The organism is Paenibacillus sp. GM1FR, from assembly GCF_002803315.1.
Taxonomy (GTDB): Bacteria; Bacillota; Bacilli; order Paenibacillales; family Paenibacillaceae; genus Paenibacillus; species Paenibacillus amylolyticus.
The window spans coordinates 1-22,811 of the sequence record NZ_MKZL01000024.1 but is presented as its reverse complement, the minus strand read 5'-3'; the positions used below and the strand labels follow the sequence as shown (position 1 = coordinate 22,811).

At 45.3% G+C, this 22,811-nt stretch carries 20 protein-coding genes; 9 read left to right on the top strand and 11 right to left on the bottom strand.

All coding sequences use genetic code 11. The features are described 5' to 3' along the window. Positions 1-102 precede the first annotated feature (102 nt). Both PAEAM_RS18575 and rnhA read right to left on the bottom strand, forming a co-directional pair. Positions 103-972, bottom strand: a complete 870-nt coding sequence (locus tag PAEAM_RS18575) for an alpha/beta fold hydrolase (protein ID WP_100528541.1) — start codon at positions 970-972, stop codon at positions 103-105. A gap of 332 nt (positions 973-1,304) precedes the next feature. Further along, positions 1,305-1,958 (bottom strand): ribonuclease H, encoded by a 654-nt coding sequence (rnhA, locus tag PAEAM_RS18570; RefSeq protein WP_100528540.1) that lies wholly within the window; start codon positions 1,956-1,958, stop codon positions 1,305-1,307. Positions 1,959-2,112: 154 nt separating this feature from the next. Here rnhA and PAEAM_RS18565 point away from each other — a divergent pair, with 154 nt between their 5' ends. Beyond that, positions 2,113-2,745 carry a DUF421 domain-containing protein gene (locus tag PAEAM_RS18565; RefSeq protein WP_165789962.1) on the top strand — a complete coding sequence of 211 codons (633 nt, stop codon included), beginning with the start codon at positions 2,113-2,115 and terminating at the stop codon, positions 2,743-2,745. Positions 2,746-2,894: 149 nt separating this feature from the next. Here PAEAM_RS18565 and PAEAM_RS18560 read toward each other — a convergent pair whose 3' ends face one another. Then, the gene (locus tag PAEAM_RS18560; protein ID WP_100528538.1) at positions 2,895-3,662 is read right to left on the bottom strand and encodes an ABC transporter ATP-binding protein; all 768 of its coding nucleotides are present in this window, start codon (positions 3,660-3,662) and stop codon (positions 2,895-2,897) included. 2 nt (positions 3,663-3,664) lie between these two features. Then, positions 3,665-4,741 carry a FecCD family ABC transporter permease gene (locus tag PAEAM_RS18555; protein WP_165789965.1) on the bottom strand — a complete coding sequence of 359 codons (1,077 nt, stop codon included), beginning with the start codon at positions 4,739-4,741 and terminating at the stop codon, positions 3,665-3,667. Between the two features lie 166 nt (positions 4,742-4,907). Between PAEAM_RS18555 and PAEAM_RS18550 the strand changes: the two genes are divergently transcribed. The 4 genes from PAEAM_RS18550 to PAEAM_RS18535 all read left to right on the top strand — a co-directional run bounded on the left by PAEAM_RS18550 (position 4,908) and on the right by PAEAM_RS18535 (position 8,759). Beyond that, complete coding sequence (locus tag PAEAM_RS18550) at positions 4,908-5,972, top strand: ABC transporter substrate-binding protein (protein ID WP_100528536.1); 1,065 nt, start codon at positions 4,908-4,910, stop codon at positions 5,970-5,972. A gap of 116 nt (positions 5,973-6,088) precedes the next feature. Further along, complete coding sequence (locus tag PAEAM_RS18545) at positions 6,089-6,511, top strand: MarR family winged helix-turn-helix transcriptional regulator (protein ID WP_100528559.1); 423 nt, start codon at positions 6,089-6,091, stop codon at positions 6,509-6,511. Between the two features lie 56 nt (positions 6,512-6,567). Further along, complete coding sequence (locus PAEAM_RS18540) at positions 6,568-7,428, top strand: alpha/beta hydrolase (RefSeq protein WP_100528535.1); 861 nt, start codon at positions 6,568-6,570, stop codon at positions 7,426-7,428. A gap of 125 nt (positions 7,429-7,553) precedes the next feature. Continuing rightward, positions 7,554-8,759: an MFS transporter gene (locus PAEAM_RS18535; protein WP_100528534.1), complete on the top strand. Its 1,206-nt coding sequence runs from the start codon at positions 7,554-7,556 to the stop codon at positions 8,757-8,759. A gap of 94 nt (positions 8,760-8,853) precedes the next feature. Here the strand turns inward: PAEAM_RS18535 and PAEAM_RS18530 are convergent, their stop codons facing one another. Continuing rightward, positions 8,854-9,306 carry an Lrp/AsnC family transcriptional regulator gene (locus PAEAM_RS18530; RefSeq protein ID WP_100528533.1) on the bottom strand — a complete coding sequence of 151 codons (453 nt, stop codon included), beginning with the start codon at positions 9,304-9,306 and terminating at the stop codon, positions 8,854-8,856. Positions 9,307-9,476: 170 nt separating this feature from the next. On the opposite strand from PAEAM_RS18530, the gene PAEAM_RS18525 reads away from it, so the two are divergent. Beyond that, positions 9,477-10,661 (top strand): serine hydrolase domain-containing protein, encoded by a 1,185-nt coding sequence (locus tag PAEAM_RS18525; protein ID WP_100528532.1) that lies wholly within the window; start codon positions 9,477-9,479, stop codon positions 10,659-10,661. 58 nt (positions 10,662-10,719) lie between these two features. Here PAEAM_RS18525 and PAEAM_RS18520 read toward each other — a convergent pair whose 3' ends face one another. The 4 genes from PAEAM_RS18520 to PAEAM_RS18500 all read right to left on the bottom strand — a co-directional run bounded on the left by PAEAM_RS18520 (position 10,720) and on the right by PAEAM_RS18500 (position 14,806). Continuing rightward, positions 10,720-12,081 (bottom strand): amino acid permease, encoded by a 1,362-nt coding sequence (locus tag PAEAM_RS18520; RefSeq protein ID WP_100528531.1) that lies wholly within the window; start codon positions 12,079-12,081, stop codon positions 10,720-10,722. A 684-nt stretch (positions 12,082-12,765) separates the two neighbouring features. Continuing rightward, the gene (gene sigK / locus PAEAM_RS18510) at positions 12,766-13,464 is read right to left on the bottom strand and encodes an RNA polymerase sporulation sigma factor SigK (RefSeq protein WP_017687130.1); all 699 of its coding nucleotides are present in this window, start codon (positions 13,462-13,464) and stop codon (positions 12,766-12,768) included. A gap of 130 nt (positions 13,465-13,594) precedes the next feature. After that, positions 13,595-13,774, bottom strand: coding sequence for a hypothetical protein (locus tag PAEAM_RS18505; protein WP_100528529.1), 180 nt, complete (start codon positions 13,772-13,774; stop codon positions 13,595-13,597). A 219-nt stretch (positions 13,775-13,993) separates the two neighbouring features. Continuing rightward, entirely contained in the window at positions 13,994-14,806 is an 813-nt protein-coding gene (locus PAEAM_RS18500; protein WP_370511457.1) for an alpha/beta hydrolase, read from the bottom strand. 652 nt (positions 14,807-15,458) lie between these two features. Between PAEAM_RS18500 and PAEAM_RS18495 the strand changes: the two genes are divergently transcribed. Next, positions 15,459-17,870 (top strand): galactose-binding domain-containing protein, encoded by a 2,412-nt coding sequence (locus tag PAEAM_RS18495; protein ID WP_133120458.1) that lies wholly within the window; start codon positions 15,459-15,461, stop codon positions 17,868-17,870. 66 nt (positions 17,871-17,936) lie between these two features. On the opposite strand, the gene PAEAM_RS18490 is transcribed toward PAEAM_RS18495, so the two are convergent. Together PAEAM_RS18490 and PAEAM_RS18485 are read right to left on the bottom strand one after the other, a co-directional pair. After that, positions 17,937-19,184: an MFS transporter gene (locus tag PAEAM_RS18490; protein WP_100528527.1), complete on the bottom strand. Its 1,248-nt coding sequence runs from the start codon at positions 19,182-19,184 to the stop codon at positions 17,937-17,939. 30 nt (positions 19,185-19,214) lie between these two features. Continuing rightward, the gene (locus PAEAM_RS18485; RefSeq protein ID WP_100528526.1) at positions 19,215-20,141 is read right to left on the bottom strand and encodes an ADP-ribosylglycohydrolase family protein; all 927 of its coding nucleotides are present in this window, start codon (positions 20,139-20,141) and stop codon (positions 19,215-19,217) included. A gap of 508 nt (positions 20,142-20,649) precedes the next feature. Between PAEAM_RS18485 and PAEAM_RS18480 the strand changes: the two genes are divergently transcribed. Together PAEAM_RS18480 and PAEAM_RS18475 are read left to right on the top strand one after the other, a co-directional pair. Next, a complete protein-coding gene (locus tag PAEAM_RS18480; protein WP_100528525.1) occupies positions 20,650-21,318 on the top strand; it encodes an HAD family hydrolase in 669 nt (222 codons plus the stop codon). A gap of 47 nt (positions 21,319-21,365) precedes the next feature. Beyond that, positions 21,366-22,538 (top strand): mannitol-1-phosphate 5-dehydrogenase, encoded by a 1,173-nt coding sequence (locus PAEAM_RS18475; RefSeq protein WP_100528524.1) that lies wholly within the window; start codon positions 21,366-21,368, stop codon positions 22,536-22,538. Positions 22,539-22,811: the final 273 nt, after the last annotated feature.

Genomic DNA, 22,811 nt, shown 5'->3' with positions numbered 1-22,811 from the left:
TATAGAAGAAAAGGATTCTCTTATATAGAGTATCGACAGATGGATGTAATTACTTTATTAAACTGGAGAAAAACATTTCTCATCCTTCATTTACAGCTTTTATTAATAATTATTCTGTAAAAAACGCCCGATTTCCTCGTTCATCTGAACCAATACGTCCTGTGAAGGAAAATGTCCTGTATCATACTTGATGGCTTTTACATTCGTAATAATCTTTTGAGCTCGCTCAATACACTTATCCGCAGGGAAAAAGACATCCTTCTCCCCTACCAATAACAAGGTTGGTGACGTATAATTCACCAGTTCTTCTCGCTCTGTGAGCTTGGGCAGATCCTGATCTATGCTGACATATTTAAAAAGTTTACCGATAATGTTTTTATCCATTTCTTTCATGCAGTTGCACGACATGTTGTCCGTAATTTTTTGCAAAGAAGATGGTGAAGACGTCATGCGGTACTTGACGAGTGGCAGCGTGATATCCTGAGCCGTTTTAATTTTGGAATTGACCGCAAGACCCGCAGGAGCAACCAATACGGCACACGAGATGCGTTCCGGAATATAGGTAGCCAGTCTGAGGATAATGCCTCCTCCAAACGATGGACCGATAAATGCACTCTTTTTGATATCATAGTGATCCAGCAGATCCGACACCCATAATGCCAAGCTATCAAACCGTGTCGAGATACTCGCTTCCTCACTATAACCAGGATGACCAATCGTATCAGGAGCAATAATCCGGTATTCTTTAAATAAAGAAGAAAACCATGACAACGTCATCGGATTCACACAATTACCGCCCTGGAGAATAAATAACGGCTTGCCATCTAGAGGACCCGTCAGTAAAACATGTGTCTTTCCAAAACGCGTCTCTACATACTCTCGAGTAAATTTCTCACCCAACTCATTCAAATAAATCTCATACTCTGCAAGTATGCTGCTCTTGCCTTCTTCACTTCTATAAATGGAACTCATGTCTGCCTCCTGCAATATATACTCAAATAACCCATTCTATTGAACGGACTTGCTAATCAATGGACCAAAAAGATAAAGAGGGCCTGCAGATGACAGGCTCCTCCATATGTTTAACTAATCATATTCAGATGATTATAGAGCGGAAACTGGAAATTGTAAATATCGATTCTAATAGACAAGAAATAAAGGAGGCATCCTTTGGAAAAATCAATTTCATAACTCACTAAAAATGGATTTTTGTAACTAGATATAGACAAATTAAACCGCTTTGATCTATATCTAGCCTTAATTGAAGCAGCGAAAGGTATTATGAAATTAATACGGATAAATACCTACTTCCGGCCGTAATCTGCCTTGATTTCGCCCCACTGTTTGGTCTGCCATTTTAGCACTTTATTGCTGTACGTATTCGTCTGGAGCCACTGCTCCGCACGATCAATCATCAGCCAGATTTCTTCTGTGGAGTTGTCTCTTGGTAAGGTCGTGGCTACTTTTTTCTGCTTCAGCCATTTCATGGCATTGACCGAGTCGGTATACACCGTTTTGGTGCTGCCTTCTTTTTTCAGATGTGCGAGGGCATGTACAATGGCCAAAAATTCGCCCAGATTGTTCGTGCCTTTGGAGATCGGTCCGACGGAGAAAATAACCTCACCAGTGCGGGTGTCTACCCCTTTGTATTCTACAGGTCCGGGGTTACCTCGTGTGCCCACATCAACAGAGATGCTGTCGTAATCCACTTCCTCTGACGTTTCCATGCCAGCACTTCTTCCGCTAGTAGCCGACTTTGTCTTCGACGCTCCGCCTGCACTTGAACCCCAGTTCCCTTTCCATCCAGCACGATACGCTTCTTCTGCGGCTGCTTTGGACTCATAGGATTTATATTTTGCTCCGGTATAATGATCCGTCTGCGCTTTGCAATCTGCCCATGTGTTATACACACCCGGCTTCTTGCCTTCCCAGACAACATAGTATTTCTGTTTTGCCACTGTAACCCGCTCCTTTGTTTACTTAATCAATACCCTATTGTAAACGATCCGGTGGGCGGAATGAAAGCTATGGATTTAGCCAACTGTATAATTCCTCCAACTCCAGAACAGCCATAGAAGCAAAGCGCATACTGGAATAGAAAGGAATATACGTATGGACTGGATATGGAAATCTGTTTTACTTGTACTTATCGGCATGATTCTGCTGCGAATTGCAGGACGCAAGTCGATCTCACAGATGAGTGTTGCCACAACCGTCATCATGATCTCCATCGGAACAACGATTGTACAACCCATCGCAAATCATGAGCTTGGCAAAGCGATTGGATCAGCATCGGTCTTCATTTTGACATTGCTTGTAGTGGAACAACTGCAATTGAAATTTAATATTTTTGAACGGTTAATGAGTGGCAGTTCCAAAATCGTGGTAGAGGACGGAAAGGTCATTATCCCGAATCTGAAACGCATGCGTTATACGATGGATCAGCTTGAGATGCATATGCGACAGCACGGAATTACAAGTGTAGATGATCTGGAGACGGCGACGGTGGAACCCAATGGTCAACTCGGTTATGTCCTGAAACGACATGCTCGTCCTGTGACGATTGGAGATCTGGAAGAGATCTTACGAAGTTATGCGATTACAGGTAGTAGCCCAGCACCGGGAGAACACTCCCAACAAGACAAGAGCAGTAAGTCTTCAACGCATATCGATAACTCCTCAGATGTCTTCCAAGAAGTCAGCAAAGGTGCTCATGCTCATCCCGTTGATCCTAAGCTTCAATAGACGCTCCTAGCCCCATCAAAAATTAAAGACCGGCCCTGCGAGCAATCAACAACAACAACAACATCGCTCCAACAGGTACGGTCTATGTTCATTTCAATTGATTATTTCGAATATTTCTCCACGTCATCCAAACAAAGATATAGCCCCAATCAACGTGTACTCAGGTATGCAATACCCAGGCCACCCGTAACTGGATTTGTATAGATTTCACAATCGACATCAAATACCTCACCAATCATCTCGCGAGTCAGAATATCTGCCGGTTTGCCATGGACCACAATCTGGCCCTTTTTCACTACATAGAGATAATCGCAATATTCTGTGGCGAGTTCGAGATCATGCAGCGCTGCCAGTATGCCAATGCCGAGTCCACGGACAATATTTAGAATCTGAAGTTGGTATTTGATGTCCAAATGGTTCGTTGGCTCGTCCAGGATCAAGAATTGGGGTTGCTGTGCCAAGACACGCGCCAAGACCACACGCTGTTTCTCTCCACCAGACAAAGACACGTAATTGCGGTCTGCATGTCCAGTCAGATGTACTTTTTCCAAAGCCTGCTCTACGATTTCATGATCCCGTTCATTATCCGTCTCCAGCATTTTTTTGTGTGGGGTACGGCCCATCATGACCATCTCACGCACCGTAAAATCAAAACTCAATTCATTAAACTGGCCAACAACGCCCATGTGTCTGGAAACAAGCTTTGGACTAGATTTGAGAATATCGGTATTGTCCAGAAAAACCTTACCTTGCTGCGGTTTGATCACTTTATAAATGCTCTTGAGCAGTGTTGACTTGCCACAACCATTGGGTCCGATCAGTCCAACGAACTGTTTACCGTTCACCTGTAATGAAATATCCTTGATGATGTCCGTGTTCAGCACAGAGATGGATACATTTTCTACGTTCAGCTTCATCTTTAATTTCCTCCAAAACCGTAGCCTTTTTTGACCAGCATATACATAAACATTGGTGCACCAATCATGGCCGTAATAATACCGATTGGCAACTCCACGCTGGATATGAGGGATCGTGCAATAACATCCGTCCAGATGAGGAAAATGGCTCCAAACAGCACAGATACAGGCATCACCTTACGATGGTCGGAACCCACGAGACCTCTGACGATATGCGGAATAATGAGGCCGACAAAACCAATCATGCCACAGCTCGCCACCATAACACCTGTCACCAAAGCGGTTAACAGCATGTACACCCTGCGGTACACACTCAGATTAATGCCCAGTGTAACGGCTGCTTCATCCCCCAATAACATCGTATTAAGAACTCTGGACTGTAAAAGGAAAAATAGAATCGCCACCAGCACGACGATACCCACGAGTGGAAGCTTGTTCCATCCGGAAGCCGCCAGGCTGCCCATGGTCCAGAACGTCACCGTTTTGATACCTTCAGCATTGTTGGCAAAATAAATAATAAAGTTCGAAAAAGCGCTGCATAGCGCGTTAATCACCATTCCGGCAAGCACCAGCTTGACCGACGTCATTTTCCCCCGAATCCCTGCCAAAGTCAGGACCAGTAAGGACGCACCCATCGCACCGGCAAAGGCCCAGAAAGCCACCCCCGTCTGACCTAGCCACCCAATCGCACCGAATCCAATAAGAATTGCAAAGGTTGCTCCAAGCGAAGCGCCTGAGGATATACCCAGTATGTAAGGATCAGCCAGCGGATTCTGCACAGCAGCCTGCATAACAGCACCGCACAAGGCCAAGCCTGCACCGATAAACATCGCCATCAGCACACGCGGGAAACGAATCTGCCAAATGATATCGGTAAAGGAACCTGCCTCAATGGGTGTTGTCCCCCACTGAAATCCCGTTAATTTGTATAAAAGAATACGATATGACTCCGCCAGTGGAATTTGTACCTGTCCAATGGAAACTGCAATACCTACGGATATAAGCGTAATCATGATTAAAACTGCAATCAGTAAAGCAAACCCGGATTTACTATGAATCAGAGACTCTCTTTTCCCCATACGCTGTGTCTGAACCTGAACCGTCTGTGCCATCTCTTCCCCCATCAATTCGCGTAAAATGTAGAACAAATTAAATTTAGCTATTTACAATGTGTTTTCTCGGATTATAATTGAGAATGATTATCTTTGTCAATTTAAAACACATAGAAAAGGGGTTCATCATTTAATGAAATTCACATCCAGAACCATTGGCATCGCTGCTCTAAATCTCCTGTTACTGCTGCTTGCAGCCTGTTCGAACGCTTCAACTTCTTCCCCTGCCGAAGAAACAACTTCAACTACTAACACGACAGAAACTTCAGCTCCTACTGAGAATACAAATAAAACGACGTACCCGCTCACCATTGAGAATTTCACGATCTCGGGTGAGGGCGGCGAGTGGAAACCCAAAGTGCAAGTATTCGATAAAGCACCTGAACGTGTTGTTGCGAATACCCAATCTGCGGCTGAGATGCTCATCAAATTAGGTCTGACCGATAAAATGGTCGGTGTTGCTGCTCTATATGGTTCCGTTACACCGGATGTGGCTGATGATTTCGCCCAAATTCCGGTATTGTCCAAGGATTATGTAGGTAAAGAGCTGGTTGTAGGTGCAAGCCCGGATCTGGTTCTCGGACGGGGCGACCTTTTCGCTGATGCAGACTGGGGCGTGGGTACCGTCGATGGATTGAATGACATGAATATCCGCACGTTTCTGCAAACGACGAATCACAAAGGCACACTCGAAACCCTCTATAGCGATATTGCACAACTTGGACAAATCTTCGACGTTCAGGATAATGCCGCAACATTCACCGAAAGTCTGAAGACTCGTGTTGAAGCTATTAAGGCAAGTGTAGCCGATCAGCCTGAGCAACGTTTTGCCTATATCGTACCCGCTACGGAAGACACCATTACGGTAAGCAGCATGCAGAACGATACGTATCAGCTTGATGCACTTGGCCTGTTGAAGCTGAAAAATACGTTTGATGGTGTGCAAGGTGAGGTAAGTGTTGAGCAACTGATCACAGCGAATCCGGACTACCTGCTCTTGTCCGCGTATGCCGGTTCACCGGATATCGATAAGCTAATTGAGAACCTGTATGCCAACCCTGCCCTGCAAAGCATGAACGCGATCAAGAACAAACAAATCTATGTGACAGATTTCAGCCAGTTCTGGGGTTATGGATATCAAATTCTGGACGGTATTGAGAAAATGGGACAGGAAATGAAAGCTAATCCGATGAAGTAATGACTTGAGCCAATGAGCAGGAGAAGACATTCTCACTGCTCTTTTTTTATACCGCGCATGCAATAAACGATGGATCAAAGCTTGACATTAGTTTGATAACAAACTATATTACACATATGAAAACAAGAGACGCTATTTCACTCATATCCAAAATTAAAGAGAAGGTCAACCGTTTCATCCTTACTGAGATGGCTGAGCAGGGAATCCAGGATCTCGCCACGTCCCATGGGGATATCATCTATGCCCTGTACAACAATCACAGGATGACCATGGCTGAAATCGCCAAAAAAATTGGCAAGGATAAATCCACGGTGACTGCACTTGTGGACAAATTGGTGCGGACAGGATACGTCCTCAAGGAGCGTGATGCAACAGATTCACGAGTTGTTCATGTGGCTTTGACTGCCAAAGGCGAACAATTAAAGCCAGTCTTCGAAGAGATATCACAGCGCATGCTGAACGTGTTCTATGCGGACGTTACGGAAGCGGAGAAAAAAGAACTGCTACGAATTTTAATGAAAATCCATAGCAACTTCTAATTTTTTTTGAAGAAATAGTTTGATATCAAACTAATAATTTAGAGGAGGTTTTTGGTATGACGGACTACACTCAATTGTTACCGGAACATGAAGTAAAGAAGATCGGAGAACATGATTTACACTTGGAGATATTCGCAGGAACCCCGCCTCATGACGAAAAAACAACGACCCAGAAGCCCCCACTGCTGTTCGTTCACGGTGCATACACAGGCAGCTGGATGTGGAGCAAATATATCCCCCACTTTGTCCAGCACGGTTGGACCTGTTATGTCATGAACCTGAGAAGTCACTACAAGAGTCGGGCCATGGATATGACAATGATTACATTTGACGATTATTTAGAGGATATTCGTGAAGTGTTAGCCGAGTTCAACGAGCCTCCCGTCCTCATTGGCTTTAGCATGGGTGGGATTCTCAGTCAAAAGATTGCAGAAACCGTTACTCTGGCAGGCCTGGTTGTGATCGACGCCAGTCTGAGCAAGGAAGTGCATGAGCTAATCCCCTACCCGGAAAGTAATCGTATCACACCTGGAATTATCATGCCTGCACCTGTCCGTGATGAACTAACCAGTATAGATGAGACGGCAGAAGACATTGCTTTTCAGCTTAAATATCTGCAAACGGAGTCCGCGAAGGCATTTGCTACCTTTTCTGTTCTTTGTGGAGCCGATGGAGTATCCATTAATGGTGACCTGATCCACTGCCCCAGCTTGGTGATCAAGGCTGTCTCCAGTGAAGACGAAGATCAGAGAGGCAACTTAACCGCCAAGCAACTGCATGCTGCATATGCCGGACTGTGGGATACGACCCATACGGGTTTACTGGTAGGCCAACGGTACATGGAACCTGTCGATATCATCCTTGAATGGATGAACAGACAGTTCCCCTTTGAATTAATGGAAAAACTCACAAAATAAAATAAATACCATGTTAAGACCTCCTTTTTACCTTTAATCCTGTATGCAAAAGTTTATTTTTTTTAGATAAGCTTATATGCATAGTTCTGGATAGGATTAAACGATAAGAAAAGAGGTTTTTATTCATGGCCATTAACACATCCCTCCCAAAGCAAAGGGAGCTACCTTCCATATCTTCAGAACGCCTTCCGTGGGCTGGGCTTCTTGCATTAGCCATGGCGGGATTTATTTGCATCCTCACTGAAAGCTTGCCTGCGGGACTGCTGCCGCAAATCGCAAAAGACTTGGGGATCACAGAAGCCCTCACAGGACAGTTGGTGACTCTTTATGCCATTGGATCACTTGTTGCTGCCATTCCATTGACTGCTGCTACACGCGGATGGAGACGCCGACCTCTACTGTTAGTATGCATTAGTGGTTTTCTTGTCTTTAACACCGTTACCGCCTTATCGTCAGATTATATCCTTACACTTGCTGCTCGTTTCATGGCGGGAGTCTCTGCGGGTGTGTTATGGGGCATGACAGCTGGTTATGCTCGTCGAATGGTCCCGGATTCGTTAAAAGGTAAAGCCATGGCTGTGGCTATGGTCGGCACACCCGTGGCACTAGCTCTTGGTGTTCCAATCGGTAGTTTTCTCAGTTCTTATATCGGCTGGCGCCTCATCTTCGCGATTGTATCTCTTCTGACCGTAGCTTTAATCGTATGGGTTCTCTGGAGAATGCCGGATTTTGCCGGAGAGCCAGCTGGTGAACGTCTTCCACTGCATAAGGTGTTTTTAATTCCGGGAGTTAGGCCTATTCTGTTTGTTGTTCTGGCCTGGATGCTTGCGCATAACATCCTATATACCTATATTTCTCCCTACCTTGTCCAGACCGTATTTGCTAACAGAGTAGACTTGATTTTGCTCATTTTCGGTATTACTTCCATTGTTGGAATTTGGTTAACCGGCATGCTCATTGACCGATTTTTGAGGAGATTGGTTATCATTAGCTTGGCATCATTCGCTCTGGCCTCTGTCGCGATGGGAATCGCTACTCATCAACCTATGATTATTATCCTTGGCGTCATGATCTGGGGACTTACGTTTGGCGGGGCTGCCACACTGTTACAAACTGCCATCGCTCAAGCCGGAGGCAAAAGCACAGATGTCGCCCAATCGATGCTGGTTACAGCATGGAATCTGGCGATTGGCGGAGGAGGCATTATCGGGGGCATCCTTCTTGAGCTATTTGGAGCAGGATACCTTTCTGGGGCACTGTTTATCTTGCTCATTCCTGCGTTGCTTGTAGCTATGCGTGCTTATAAATATGGATTTACCAGAGCAAATTAACAGGAAGGCATTTTGCATGAGTTACATGCAGGAGGAAAGAGGAGTTCAATTGATGTGGACTCCTCTTCTGTTTTTCATTTTAAAGACCAGAATCTTATTCTGCCTGTGCCAACAGATTTGGTCCTTCCACGAGATTCTTATGTGCAATTGGAGAAGACATGGTGATTAAAGTCATGTAAGTACCGTACGGATCACACTTGTTCTGAAACTCCTCGAGTCCCTGAATGGTATCTGTGAGGATTTTCAGCAAGTAATTGTACTCTCCGCTTATCCGATAACACTCCACAACTTCAGGGGACGCACGACAGAAATCCAGGAAAGGATAACAATCCCGCGTACGAAAAAGAACATAGGCTGTGCTCTGCTTGCCCAATTTGGATGGGGAGATCACGGTTCGATATTCCTCGATAACCCCCTTTTCTTCCATTCGTTTGACTCGTTCAGTAACGGCGGGCTGAGATAACCCCACCAATTTGCCTAGTTCGGTCATGGATAATCTCGCGTGATTCTCCAAGTGATACAGAATATGCTGATCTATTTCGTCCATGTAATCCACTCCTTTAAATACATAAGATATATTCAGAAATTACCTTAAGTATATTCGCTAATTCATTATAATGCCTTTAACAAACCATGTAATACAAGATCAATCATTTATATAATAAACACAGTTATCACGAGAAATCAAATACATCAGTTGGTGAGAGGAAGATAAGCATGAGAAAAAAAGACATGACGACATTGCATAATTATGTGGATGAAGCCATTGACCGCGCTCTAAGCGAAAAAAGAATCGTAGGAACAGTTGTACAAGTTGCTTTAAGAGGGGAACTGATATACAGCCGGGCTGCTGGTTTCGCGGACAGGGAGCAAAAGCGCAGCATGTCGGAAAACGCTCTGTTTCGACTTGCTTCCGTAACCAAACCTATTGTCTCGACAGCAGCTCTGGCATTAATCTCACAAGGAAAGCTGAGTCTCCATGAACCGGTGACCCGCTGGCTTCCTGCATTCCGGCCTAAACTTGCCAATGGTCAGGACGTTTTAATATCAGTACATCAGTTGATGACACACACCGCAGGCTTGACATACCGTTTCTTCCAAGAAGATCAGGGAACCTATGAGCTTGCAGGAGTATCGGACGGAATGGATTGGTCTGAAATTAGTCTGGAGGAGAATCTGCAAAGACTGGCTTCTGCTCCTCTTCTGTATGAGCCAGGCAACATGTGGAGATATTCCATTGCGACAGATGTACTTGGTGCCCTTATCGAAAAGGTAACTGGGATGTCACTACGAGAAGCTGTCCAAACGCTGGTTACTCATCCACTCCACATGACCGACACTGACTTTGTTGCGGTGGATTCGGAACGATTGACAACCGCATATGCTAATGGTTCTGAAGAACCACGTCTCCTTCATAAGGAGTTGGAGCTGATTCCTTTTATTGAGGGTACTGCTGGCTTCCGACTGTCACCCAATCGTGCGAATCATACTTCTGCTTACTTATCAGGCGGAGCGGGTATGGTTGGAAGTACCGGAGATTTTCTTACTTTACTTGAAGCATTGCGACAAGGAGGACAGCCTCTCCTTACAGAAGCCGTTGCGACTGAGATGTCCACCAATCAAATCGGGGATCTCGTGATGCCATACTGGCCAGGCAGAGGGTTTGGCCTTGGTTTTACCGTACTTAAAGATCCTGTCACAGCTGGTACACCGGAATCCCCGGGTACGTGGCGAATGGGTGGAACTTACGGCCATTCCTGGTTTGTTGATCCAAAAGAAGAACTTAGTGTTGCAGCATTCACCAACACGGCACTTGAAGGGATGTCGGGCCAGTATACCACCGATATCTGTGATGCCATCTACGCGAGCATTCGTGAAGGCAAAGAGGCTGCAAGAATTTAAATACGAATAGCCACCCAATATCATTGGGCGGCTATTTATTTGGCAACGATGGTAAGACCTACTGTCTGTTACTGCTCAAATTTTTCTTTTTAAAAAGGTAGATCCCCGCAACAAGAATAAACCACACCGGCGTGACAAACAGTGCCACACGCGTGTCATCGGCCAATGCCAATACCACTAGCACAAACGCCAGGAATGCCAGGATCAAGTAGTTCGAAAACGGATATAGTGGCAGTTTGAAGCGGCTGCGACTCGCCAGTTCCGGCTGAGTACGACGATATCTGAGATGACAGATGACCATGATGCCCCATACAAAGATGAAACACACGGTCGACACGCTCGTGATCAGCGTAAATACGCCTTCTGGCATGATATAGTTCAGAACAATTGCAATCAAAATAACAATCGTGGAGAAAAACAGCGCGTTGGAAGGGACTTTCCTCTTGTTCAGTCTTGCAAATGATTCAGGTGCGTTGTGATCCTTTGCCATGGAGAACACCATACGGCTTGTACTGAAAATGGCACTGTTACACGCTGACGCTGCGGAAGTCAGTACCACGAAGTTCACAATACCTGCTGCGGCTGCAATACCTACAGCGGCAAACACTTGTACAAACGGACTTTCAGTAGGCACAATGGCGTTCCACGGATAAATACTCATAATAATCAGCAGTGCGCCAACATAGAAGAGCAGTACTCGGATCGGAATCTGGTTAATGGCTCTCGGAATAACCTTCTCCGGGTTCTCCGTTTCCCCTGCTGTGAGTCCCACCAGTTCCATGCCTACAAAGGCGAACACCACCATCTGGAACGATATGATGAATCCATGCATTCCATTCGGGAACCATCCCCCATGACTCCACAGATTGGTGAAACTTGCTGGACCCTGATCCGTCGTAAAACCTTTGAAGATCATATATAAACCTACAACAATAAGTGCCAGAATAGCCACGACTTTAATCAGGGCAAACCAGAATTCCATCTCCCCGAACAACTTGACCGTTGCCAAGTTCATGATTAGCAAAATGACCAGCGCAATTAACCCTGGCATCCATTGAGGTACATTTGGAAACCAAAACTGTGTATACAATCCAACTGCCGTAATATCAGCCATGGCAATGGAGATCCAGCAGAACCAATAGGTCCAGCCTGTAATAAATGCCGCCATATTTCCCAGGTAATCACGCACAAAATCGACAAAGGAATGATACTGCAAGTTGCTTAACAGCAGCTCCCCCAATGCACGCATGATCAGGAACAACACAACACCCGTAATAATGTAGGCCAGCAAGATGGATGGCCCTGTTAGCTGGATCGTTTTGCCTGCTCCGAGAAACAGCCCTGTACCGATCGCACCTCCGATCGCCATCAACTGCACATGCCTGTTCTTTAATCCCCTTGTTAACGTTTCTTGCTGCATGATCAACCACCACTCTCTTTCTGCAAATGCTCTCTACGATGTAAAATATTATTACTCATCATATAATAATCTGCCCAGAATACATATCCCTCTTTTATATATTTTTTTGCACAGCAAAGAGGCCACCTTTGTAAAAGGTGACCACTTCATATGCTCCTATTTCATGCCCTTGGCTTTTATTAATCTTAAGTTGCATCCAATCCATACTATCATCAGCCTATGTATATTCCTTTGTTGTTATTCTCATGCCATGTCATGCTGATTATACATATCTATAGAAGTATACTAAAATATAAGCCAAGCATAGAGCGGCAACGACTAAAAAGGTAATTGCTAATGAACGTTCGTTTTTCCAAATTCGAATAGCATTTGCAACACTAATCATCGATAGCGCAATATAGTTAAGAACACTTGAATACGATTGGAACATGTTATAAACGATCATAATCATCCCAATGATACAGATTAACAAATACCACAGTGGAATCTTTTGAAAAAGCTGCTTCATTATGATGTACTCCTTATATATTAAATTGGTCTGTGTACAAGATATTCTTCAACGGGAATGGAAATTCCTTTATTTAGGTCATAATCCCAAATAATTAATACTAGTTAGATCCAGTTTTAAGTATCTTCACAGTAAAAAGGGCTCCCGATAAAGGCGCCCTCTGGTCTGTTCAACAACTACTTTTGCTTATAAAACTCATGATACAGCTTCATTAACGCCCGCTTCTCAATCCGTGATACATAAGAACGTGAGATGCCCAGTTCCTTCGCAATTTCGCGTTGAGTTCGTTCCTCCCCGCCTGCCTCCAGGCCAAATCGACCGATTACAACTTCCTTCTCCCGATCATCCAGGATGTCTAGATTGCGATAAATTTTGCTTTTTTCAATCTTGAGCTGTACCCGATCTACAACATCATCAGCTTCTGTGCCAAGGATATCGATTAATGTAATTTCATTGCCTTCTTTATCCGTACCGATAGGGTCGTGCAGGGATACATCTTTGCGTGTTTTCTTCAGAGAACGCAGATGCATAAGTATCTCGTTTTCAATACATCTCGCCGCAAATGTGGCAAGCTTTGTACCTTTGCCTTGTTGAAAACTTTCGATGGCTTTGATCAAACCAATGGTTCCGATGGAAATCAGGTCTTCCTGATCTTCACCCGTATTGTCGAACTTCTTGACGATATGCGCGACGAGGCGCAGATTGTGTTCAATGAGCAGATTGCGAGAGTGGGCATTGCCTTCAGCCATAAGGCGTAAATGTTTGGCTTCATCACCCTCAGCCAGTGGCTGGGGGAACGCATTATTTTTGACATACGAGACGAGTAACGTTAACTCTTTAATGAATAGAGCAATTGCGGTAAACAATCCGGGCACAGATGACACCTCCTGCAGTTTTACAACGATCTGGCCTGAGCACATGTGGGAACAGGGTCGATCTATTGTATGTAGGCAGAGGCCCAGAAGTGCACGTACACTTGAAAAAGGGGATGATCTTGCGAAGATTTCACAGACTCACAGAAACAATGGAGCCCACCCGCTGAAGCAGGAGAAATTCTTTTTCCACACTTTCGATAAAATATGTTTTCTCCCCAAATATAACGACATCGTTCTCCGTTAAGGTAACCTCACTTTTGAAATAAATCACATTGTCCGTTTCCCGGAATGCACCTTTGTAATAGAACATCCTATTTCTCTCCTTCATGTATCTACCTATGTAATTAACTACCCGCTCCATGTGGATCTGCTTCCTTCATGCTAACATATTCTCTCTCATTCATCATGTCATATTCGCACACTAACCAACATAAAGCCCCAGCCCTGTGCAGAACAGAACTGAGGCTACATATCGATATGAATTCCTGTTTCTCCTGTCGATTGCTTCAAGAAGCTAATTCAAATTAAGTTATTTGAAAATGCGTTGAGAGAACTGATACAGTCCACTGTTCCAGACAGATGGTTCGTGTCCACCTACATCCAGATAAAAGGTATGCGGAATATTCATGCTGCTCAAGCCGTTTTTGAAGTTCTGGCTGACCCATAACAGACCGTCACTTGATCCACAGGAGATCCACAACAATTTGAGTTGGCTGGCTACTTGTCCCGGGTTGGAAACCAGCTGTGATACAGATTGCGTATTCGGTGCAGCCGAGAAGGCCCCTACCCAAGCGAAGGTATTCAGATTTTTCAATCCGAAGTTAAGCGACTGCCCACCACCCATGGACAGTCCGGCTAGCGCACGACTATTCTTGTCTTTGTACACCGGATAATTGGCCTCGATATGAGGAATCAGATCCTTGAGCAGGTCTTGCTCAAACCGTTCAAACGCAGCCACTTTGTCCGGAGCAAAAATGTCACCGACTGGACGGTCGTCCTTCATGGCACGGCCATTCGGCATGACAACGATCATCTGGGACAACTTACCTTCAGAATACAGGTTGTCCAAAATGTTCTTGGGTTTCATTGCATTGACCCACTCATGCTCATCCCCGCCGATGCCGTGCAGGAGATACAAGACGTTATACTTTTTATTCGGAGAATATCCTGGCGGTGTATACACGGTCGCTTTCCGTGTATTGCCCACCGTTGTGGAGTAATAGGATATCAGATTGGTATTTCCGTGCGGAATATTGTTTCGATAGCCATCAAAACCCGGTGGTGCCGGCACCACCGGAGTATTAGCAAGCGCATTGTTTGCGTCATTGCCGGATACATTCATAGATTCATACGTTGTGTTCTGAGCACCAACCTCGCTGGAATCCGTAGCAAAAGCCATTGTTGGGGCAATCATGGCAACGATCATCGAAAGACTTAAAAGGATTGTAATACGTTTTTTCATCTCAATTTCTCCTCTCAATTTTGTCAAACTTAAGTATGCGTTTCTCGAAGTTTCACTGGATTACGCTTGATGCTGAAGTTCAACTTTTTTCTAACGCGGTGAAGCAAGCTTCCTCTCAACCCAATATTGAAAGCCCTTACAACAAACGAGTTAGATCACCTCCCTTCCCTTCAGAAAAACACTGAAACATGTAGATTTTACTCTGTTTTCCCGACATAGAATTACTTATATAGTATATTTAAACTTATTTATCCATTTTTTGCAACAATATTTTCATTTCTAGCGATTCAATTCAATGATCTTATAGCATCAGAGTTTTTCTTCTTTCTTCTTTATTTTCGAATCATAATTAAAAATTGTAAAATACTGTTGTTAAATTGAATATTTTACCTTATTATAGCTTCCATAGGGGGGTGTCTATGAACAATTTCAATAGATTCATAATATTTTTCTTCTGAGATATGCTTACGCAAAAGTTTCAACGTTTCGGCCACCAATATCTTTTGCAACTACTTTATTTTCTGGGAGGAAAATGATGATGTTCAATGTACGCTTTTCGATCAAAAAAGCATGGGCTTCATTCCTGGTTATTACATTATTGCTGCCTTTACTTGTGGGGTTATGGCCATCCAATGTCTATGCTGCATCTAACAATGAAGGAAAAATATCCATAACCGCAGATGATGAATTCACACTTTTTATAAACGGCAGACAGACGGGAAAAGGCACCGACTGGGCCAAAGCCTATACGTTCCCTGTGCCGATTCAATCTGGCATCAATGTGATTGCAGTTCAAGCGAAGGATATAGGCCTCTATGCGGGACTGCTGGCAGACCTTAGCTACGGGGATGAGAATCTGGTTACGGATTTCAACTGGAAAGTATCTGAACGATATATCGAAGGTTGGGAGCAACCCAATTTCGATGATTCGTCATGGTCACGTGCTACTGACTTCGGACGGTATGGCAGTGATCCTTGGAAACAGATTAGTGGCATGCCTGAGGAGACCAGTGCACGCTGGATCTGGGCAGGCAAGACCAATGTGAATGCTCCAGTTTCAGAAGCATATTTTCGAATCTCATTTAACATCTCCGAAGATGGACTGGCTATTAGCAATCCCATTTCTTCTTCAGGTCAATTCGAGCAAGTCGATTATCAGTTAAAACCGACCCAACCCATGCCTGCTTCCATGGTGAAGAGACTTCCCGTGGTAAATGCCGTCTTTGAAACGGTGGAAGAGAAAGGTTCTATAGAACTTAGCACCCAAGAGGCTGCCCAGATCGGTAATAACCTAGCTCCTGGTCAGATCTTTCTCGATCAGTCCTCTGCCCGGGCTATCAAAGTTACAAGCGTCAATAGAAGCTCTGGTGGTATGCGGGTAGATTACACCACTCCGGGTGTGGAGGAATTGTTCGATTACTATGATATTCCCGAGCAGGAGGTCTCGTTCGAAGAGCGCAATATCGTCATGCCTGATCCTGAGATGGTATTGGATAGCAAGGAATGGCTTGTTCAGGAAACCCCTTCCTTGTTAGAGACCGATATAACTGACGATGCTGAAATGCGACAGTTCAACATCGACAACACGATTCAAAATGATTTGGATGCAAATACGGACATGGTTGCGGATGCGGAAACAATGGATATCGCTTCCACGGATATCGCACCCATGGATCTGAATGATGTGAACTCCATGGACATGAATGATACAAATGATATGGATCTGAATGAAATAAACTCCACGGAATTAACTGATATTAATTCAACGGATCTGAATGATGTGATTCGTGCTGCTGGAGCAGGTGATTTTGCCAATTGCAAAAAATCCGGCAATGAGTTTGTCTGTGATTTCAAGAAGGTACTTGTAAATCAACAAAATGCAAACGGTAACAAAGTGTTCGTTGAAGCAGGTGGCAAGCTCACCTTGATTGCACCCAAAGTTACGGGGAAATACGGATTTTGGGGAAAATATGATCTGAAATTTACTGCTGGTGAGAAAGCCAACATCTATATCAAAGGTGATGCCAAGTTCAAAAAAGAGGTCAAAGTTCCAATCATGGGCTTCAACATTGGTGCTGGCAATCTCGGAGCCGTATCTGTCGGCGTTTTTCTGGTCATCGGTATTGACGGCAACGTCACCTTTGAATTTCAGGTCGATCAGGGATACACGGTTACCGCGGGAGTCAAAGGGAAAACACGTGTCTTTATTCCCGTGAAGATCCAGCCTTACAGCAGTGTGAACAGATATCTTACGGTAACCCATAAAATTGAAGGACAGATCACTGCTTGGGCAGGAGCCAAAGCGGAAGTCGGTCTGAAAATTGCCGGCAAAAAAATACTTGAGGTAAGTGTTTTTGCCGGCATTGAAGGCACAGGGAAATGGACAAGCAGCAATAATGTGCCCAGTACCATGTCTCTAAAGATTGATGCTCTCGTCAAAGGAGAAGGAGCTGTATTTAATAAGTCCTTCAAACTCTTCGAGCTGCGCTGGAATTTGGTGAATCTGGTGAAAACCCCTACCAATCCGGGAACCGGACAGAACCTGGCACGAAATGCTGCCATAACGGTAACTTCCACCTATCCCGGGTATTCAGCAGCCCGAATCAATGACGGGGATCGTAACACGGCCTTGGGGGAAAGTTATAGCTGGGCCAATAACCGTAATTCCTCACTTCCCCAATATGTCGTCATTGATTTGCCGGCATCGAGTTCAATCCAGCGAATTGATCTGTATACCACACAGGGATACCCGCTTGCCAATTATGAGCTGCAATACTGGAATGGCTCAAATTGGGTGAATCTTGTACAGATTACAGGCAATCAAGAGTTAACGCGTTCACACACATTTTCAGCGGTCAGTACCTCCAAGATCCGTGTCGTAGCGAGTAAAGGTCCTTCGCATCAGCCAACCTATGTGCGAATCAATGAGCTTGAAATCTATTAAAACATCATGCCCAAAAAGCCTCAGCCCCTGGTTACACAGGATGGCTGAGGCTTGCTTGACATCTGTTTAGTGTACGGATACTGGATTAACTACCTCTGCACCCTCGGGTGAAGCCAGTCTGTCTTTCATCAACAGACTGATGAACAAACCCAACAAACCCAGTGCAGCAATTACTGCGGCATACAAAGGCACTGAGATAAGTCCTGTATGCGTAATTGCATACCCACCCATATAGGCACCAGCGGCATTTCCCAGGTTAAATGCCGAATGACTTGAGGTTGTCGCCAGCAGCGGCGCTTCGCGGGTCATATTCATAATCCGAATCTGAAGTCCCGGCATAATACCAAACGCGGCTACACCCCAGAAGAATATGGTGATTACCGCGAGATAAGGATTCTCTAGTGTAATCGTAAGTGCAGCTAACAGAACAGCTAAGATCCCAAAGTTGACGATTAACGAAGGCATCAGCTTCCAGTCTGCCAGACGGCCGCCAACCAAATTGCCCAAGGTTACACCGAAGCCAAACAACACCAGAATCCAGGTCACACTTTGCTCTGCAAAGCCGCTGATATCCACAAGCATCGGCGTAATATAGGTGAAGACTGTAAACAAACTTCCGCACCCCAACGCCCCAATAAGCAGAACCAGCAACACTTGTGGACGAACCAGATTCCGAAATTGCTGTCCGAGGTTCGCTGGTGCTCCTTGCGGGAGGACGGGAATGAAACGAATGATACCAATCAACGAAATGATGCCCAAGATCGTAATCGCCCCGAAAGATGACCGCCATCCAAGCTGTTGCCCGATAAACGTACCAAACGGAACGCCAATAATGTTGGCAATCGTTAGCCCCGCGAGAACAACCGATACCGCTCCTGCCCTTCTCTCGGGCGCAACAAGCCGCGTCGCCATGATTGAACCTACACCAAGGAACGTACCATGGGCAAATGCCGTTAAGATCCGTGCCGAGATTAACAACCCATAGGTGGGAGCAATGACAGACAATGCGTTACCGATAATGAAAATGCACATCAGCAGCACCAGCAGTTTTTTCTGCGGAATCTTGTGTGTAAATACGGTCAATATCGGCGCACCTACCGCTACACCAAGTGCATATCCCGTAATGAGTTGTCCTGCCTGCGGAATACTTACATTCAGGTCTGTTGCTACATTAGGCAGTAAGCCCATAATAATAAATTCAGTCATACCAATCGCAAAAGCCCCTATCGTCAGGCATAACAGGGATATTGGAAACGCCCCTCGTTTACCTGACGGTGAAACCTGTGGTTGTACTGTGTGTCCAGTCGTGCTCATAGATGTTCTTTTCTCCTGTCTGTCTCTTTATCAACGATTTTCTATCGCCTTCAACCACAAGGCATCTGTTAGTTGTTCGAACGTTCCACGCATGGCCAGCTTGTCCCGCCAGTGTGCCGGAATACCACTCAGTCCATAATAAGCACCTGCGATTTGTCCGTACACCGCACCCGTGGTATCCGCATCATCACCCAGATTAACAGCTAACAACGCGCCTTCCCCAAAACTTGAGGACTTATAGAACGCCCATAGTGCTGCCTCAAGTGAACGAACCACATAACCACTGCCCTTAATTTCCGGCGGTTCTTTGCTCTGATAGGAACCCATAACAACCTCTTCAATAGCGGGCGAAAAAGTAGGTTCTTCCCTCCACTGTCTGCATGTCTCCGGCATCAACATGACGCTCTTGTTCGCTCCGCGCAGACCGGCAACAATTATGGCGGCCAGCACTTCACATGCTTCCACACTTTCCGTTGCAGCATGTGTTGTCCGGGAGCTCAGCCCGGCATAACGAACCGCCTCGTTTGGTTGATTAGCATAAGCCATCGCGACAGGTGCAAGCCTCATGATAGAGCCATTGCCCGCCGTCATCGGGTCAGTTGATCCGCTGTAGGCTTCTCCAGTTATCTCAAACCTCTCCAAGGCACTTCGTGTGGCCCCGCCGATATCGAAGCAATCGCCTGTGCTGCTCATATACCCGACCTTGTACCAATTGGTGTATCTGCGCATCTGATCCGCAGGATCAAAGTCTGCTTTACGTACCAAACTTTCTGCCAGACACAGAGCCATGGATGTATCATCTGTCCACTGCCCTGCCTCCAGCCCAAATACACCTCCACCCACGATATCCGTTACGGGTTCAAATGTGCCCGGGCTGCTGAATTCCACGGTAGTTCCCAACGCATCACCCGCTGCAAGCCCGATGAAGCAGCCATTGAAACGGTCCTTTTGCAACATGCTTGTCTTCCTCCCTTACTCCATATACTTTCAGAATCTTTCTTCCATTCTCCCACAGGGCCTGATCTGGCGTAAAGCTAATAAAATCCAATAAATTCAGCTCCATTTCTTCTATTATAAAAGTGTCGAAAGCTGTTGAACGGCCAGACTATCCAATTTTCATAAAAAAATTTTTATTTTTTTGAGCTGTAAAAACAGTTTATTCAGTACACCGCTTACATGCAAAAGGGTTAACGGTTTGCAACGTTCATCATTTTCTGAAAACAAATCATACACGTGAAAATTTTCAATGTAAACAATCATGACGCGCTTGACCCTTCGGTTTGTCCTATGTTACGGTTTTATTAGCTTCAAACGCATATTTTTTCCCAAATTAATATTAATTTTTTTCGGTTTATTGCGTCAACTAATATCCCGCAGGTTAATGAATACAGGGAATGAATTTGCAGAAAATTTTCATTTTTTTATTTTATCCCCAAACTAATTCTGAAACAGGAGGAACAAATTTATGATTAAGGCACTGGTGTTTGATTTCGACGGAACGATTATTGATACAGAGACAGCATGGTATATTGCTTTTCGTGATGCTTACAAGGAACACGGCGTAGATTTAACCCTGGAGATGTATTCACAATGCATCGGTACCAGTCTGAAAACATTTAATCCGTATGAGTACCTCATCACAGATTTGAATCTTCCGATCGATCGGGAAGAGTTCAGGGAATCCGTTCAGTTGCAGCACGCTGCATTGATGAACAAAGAAAAGGTGCGTCCTGGTATTCAGGAATATCTTGAACAAGCACGTGAAGCCGGACTGAAACTGGCTGTAGCATCCAGCTCCAAACGGGAGTGGGTTGAACAACATCTGGAACAACTGAAACTGAAAGATTATTTTGAAGTTATTCGTACGGCAGATGATGTTGCAAATGTGAAGCCTGACCCGGAACTCTATATTCAAGCGCTTGAAGCCCTTGGAGTAACTGCAGACGAAGCCGTAGCGATTGAGGATTCACCTAACGGCGCGCGTGCAGCTGCTGCGGCTGGTATGCACTGCGTAGTCATCTCGAATACCATCACAGGAACACTGGAATTCGATATGCCTCACCAACGGTTATCTTGCTTGACCGACCTTACATTTAATGATTTGATTTCGAAGCCACTCGTCACTACCGTCTAAGGTCTGCACGAATTTCGCGATTCAATCCTTAAAGGGGGAGTTCACACATGAAAGCTGTACATTTTGGTGCGGGCAATATAGGCCGCGGTTTTATCGGTCATATGTTGTCCGCTTCCGACTACGAAGTCTGCTTTGTCGCACGTAACCCGAAGAAAATCTCCATGCTTCAAGAGAGGCAGGAATATCCGATTACACTTGCCAATAGAGATCAGGACACTACGATTGTCAACAACGTGACGGCTATCAATGTGAATGAGCAGAATCTCGTTGCTGAAGAGATCGCTTCAGCCGATGTGATCACAACCGCGGTGGGGGTATCTGCACTCGGAGATATCGCCGAACCGATCGCCAAAGGCATTCAACTTCGCATGAAAAACAATAATCAGGCTCCACTGCATATTATCGCTTGCGAAAATGCCATCGGTGGTAGCACCAGGTTGAAGAAACGCATCTATCCGTTTCTGGATGAACAAACTCGCAAAAAAGCCGAACGTTATGTTTCTTTCCCCAATGCAGCTGTGGACCGGATTGTTCCGGCTCAAAACCACAAAGACCCGCTGCAGGTCACTGTTGAACCTTTTTACGAATGGGTCGTTCATCGTCCAGCACTTCTGGATGGATTTAAGAAAATAGATGGCGTCCACTATGTGGATTCGCTTGAACCTTATATCGAGCGTAAAATGTTTACGGTCAATACAGGCCATTGTGTCGCCGCATACTTCGGCTATCTCGAAGGATTCAAGACGATCCGCCAGGTGATGAGTAATTCCACCCTTCGGGCCAAAGTGCGCCATGTTATGGAAGAGACCGGTCAGATGCTTATCCAGAAGCACGGATTCAACGCTCAGAAGCATAACAAATATATCGACACCATACTGGAACGCTTCGCCAATCCCAACCTGACGGATCAGGTCACCCGGGTCGGACGTTCCCCCCTTCGCAAGCTTTCGCCTCATGATCGGCTTGTTCGCCCAGCGCTGCAGGCCAGTGAATTCGGAATTGAAATTCCTCATTTAACTTCTGCTATGGCGGCCGCAATGCTGTTTAATGACAAACGCGACGAGGAAGCCATGAAGCTACAACACATGATTCGCGAAGATGGCGTCTCCGCCTTCATCCGTGAACGCATGGGAATTCCCGACGAACATCCCGTTCATCAGAATGTAATCGCCCGTTATCAAGAACTCAGAGGGCGCAAGGAATCGACTATACTAACCTGATTAACGGATCAGGGCATGGGTTCGATCCTGCAAACTGAATAGAAGCACGGCCAAGAAGCCGGGAGGAACCTATGCAGCTGCATCGCTCCTTCCGGCTATTTGTCTATGCACGGCACGGTACATCCTATCTATATTGTAGTAACGTTAATCAGGACCACCCGTCCAACGGGTGGTTTGCTCTTGGGGTATAACCCCCTGTTGCCAAACTGCGCCTAAAGACGCTAGCCTGACAGCAGGGCTGTTCAGGCTCAGTGTTATTTGTCACTTTCACTC

Coding starts and splice junctions, on each gene's coding strand:
- PAEAM_RS18575 (WP_100528541.1), bottom strand. CDS start 972: ATGAGTTCCATTTATAGAAGTGAAGAAGGCAAGAGCAGCATACTTGCA.
- PAEAM_RS18490 (WP_100528527.1), bottom strand. CDS start 19,184: ATGAGCACGACTGGACACACAGTACAACCACAGGTTTCACCGTCAGGT.
- PAEAM_RS18505 (WP_100528529.1), bottom strand. CDS start 13,774: ATGTTCTATTACAAAGGTGCATTCCGGGAAACGGACAATGTGATTTAT.
- PAEAM_RS18540 (WP_100528535.1), top strand. CDS start 6,568: ATGACGGACTACACTCAATTGTTACCGGAACATGAAGTAAAGAAGATC.
- PAEAM_RS18485 (WP_100528526.1), bottom strand. CDS start 20,141: ATGTTGCAAAAGGACCGTTTCAATGGCTGCTTCATCGGGCTTGCAGCG.
- PAEAM_RS18520 (WP_100528531.1), bottom strand. CDS start 12,081: ATGCAGCAAGAAACGTTAACAAGGGGATTAAAGAACAGGCATGTGCAG.
- PAEAM_RS18525 (WP_100528532.1), top strand. CDS start 9,477: ATGAGAAAAAAAGACATGACGACATTGCATAATTATGTGGATGAAGCC.
- PAEAM_RS18535 (WP_100528534.1), top strand. CDS start 7,554: ATGGCCATTAACACATCCCTCCCAAAGCAAAGGGAGCTACCTTCCATA.
- PAEAM_RS18560 (WP_100528538.1), bottom strand. CDS start 3,662: ATGAAGCTGAACGTAGAAAATGTATCCATCTCTGTGCTGAACACGGAC.
- PAEAM_RS18550 (WP_100528536.1), top strand. CDS start 4,908: ATGAAATTCACATCCAGAACCATTGGCATCGCTGCTCTAAATCTCCTG.
- PAEAM_RS18565 (WP_165789962.1), top strand. CDS start 2,113: ATGGACTGGATATGGAAATCTGTTTTACTTGTACTTATCGGCATGATT.
- PAEAM_RS18530 (WP_100528533.1), bottom strand. CDS start 9,306: ATGGACGAAATAGATCAGCATATTCTGTATCACTTGGAGAATCACGCG.
- PAEAM_RS18495 (WP_133120458.1), top strand. CDS start 15,459: ATGATGATGTTCAATGTACGCTTTTCGATCAAAAAAGCATGGGCTTCA.
- PAEAM_RS18545 (WP_100528559.1), top strand. CDS start 6,089: ATGAAAACAAGAGACGCTATTTCACTCATATCCAAAATTAAAGAGAAG.
- PAEAM_RS18480 (WP_100528525.1), top strand. CDS start 20,650: ATGATTAAGGCACTGGTGTTTGATTTCGACGGAACGATTATTGATACA.
- PAEAM_RS18475 (WP_100528524.1), top strand. CDS start 21,366: ATGAAAGCTGTACATTTTGGTGCGGGCAATATAGGCCGCGGTTTTATC.
- PAEAM_RS18555 (WP_165789965.1), bottom strand. CDS start 4,741: ATGGGGAAAAGAGAGTCTCTGATTCATAGTAAATCCGGGTTTGCTTTA.
- PAEAM_RS18500 (WP_370511457.1), bottom strand. CDS start 14,806: ATGAATGTATCCGGCAATGACGCAAACAATGCGCTTGCTAATACTCCG.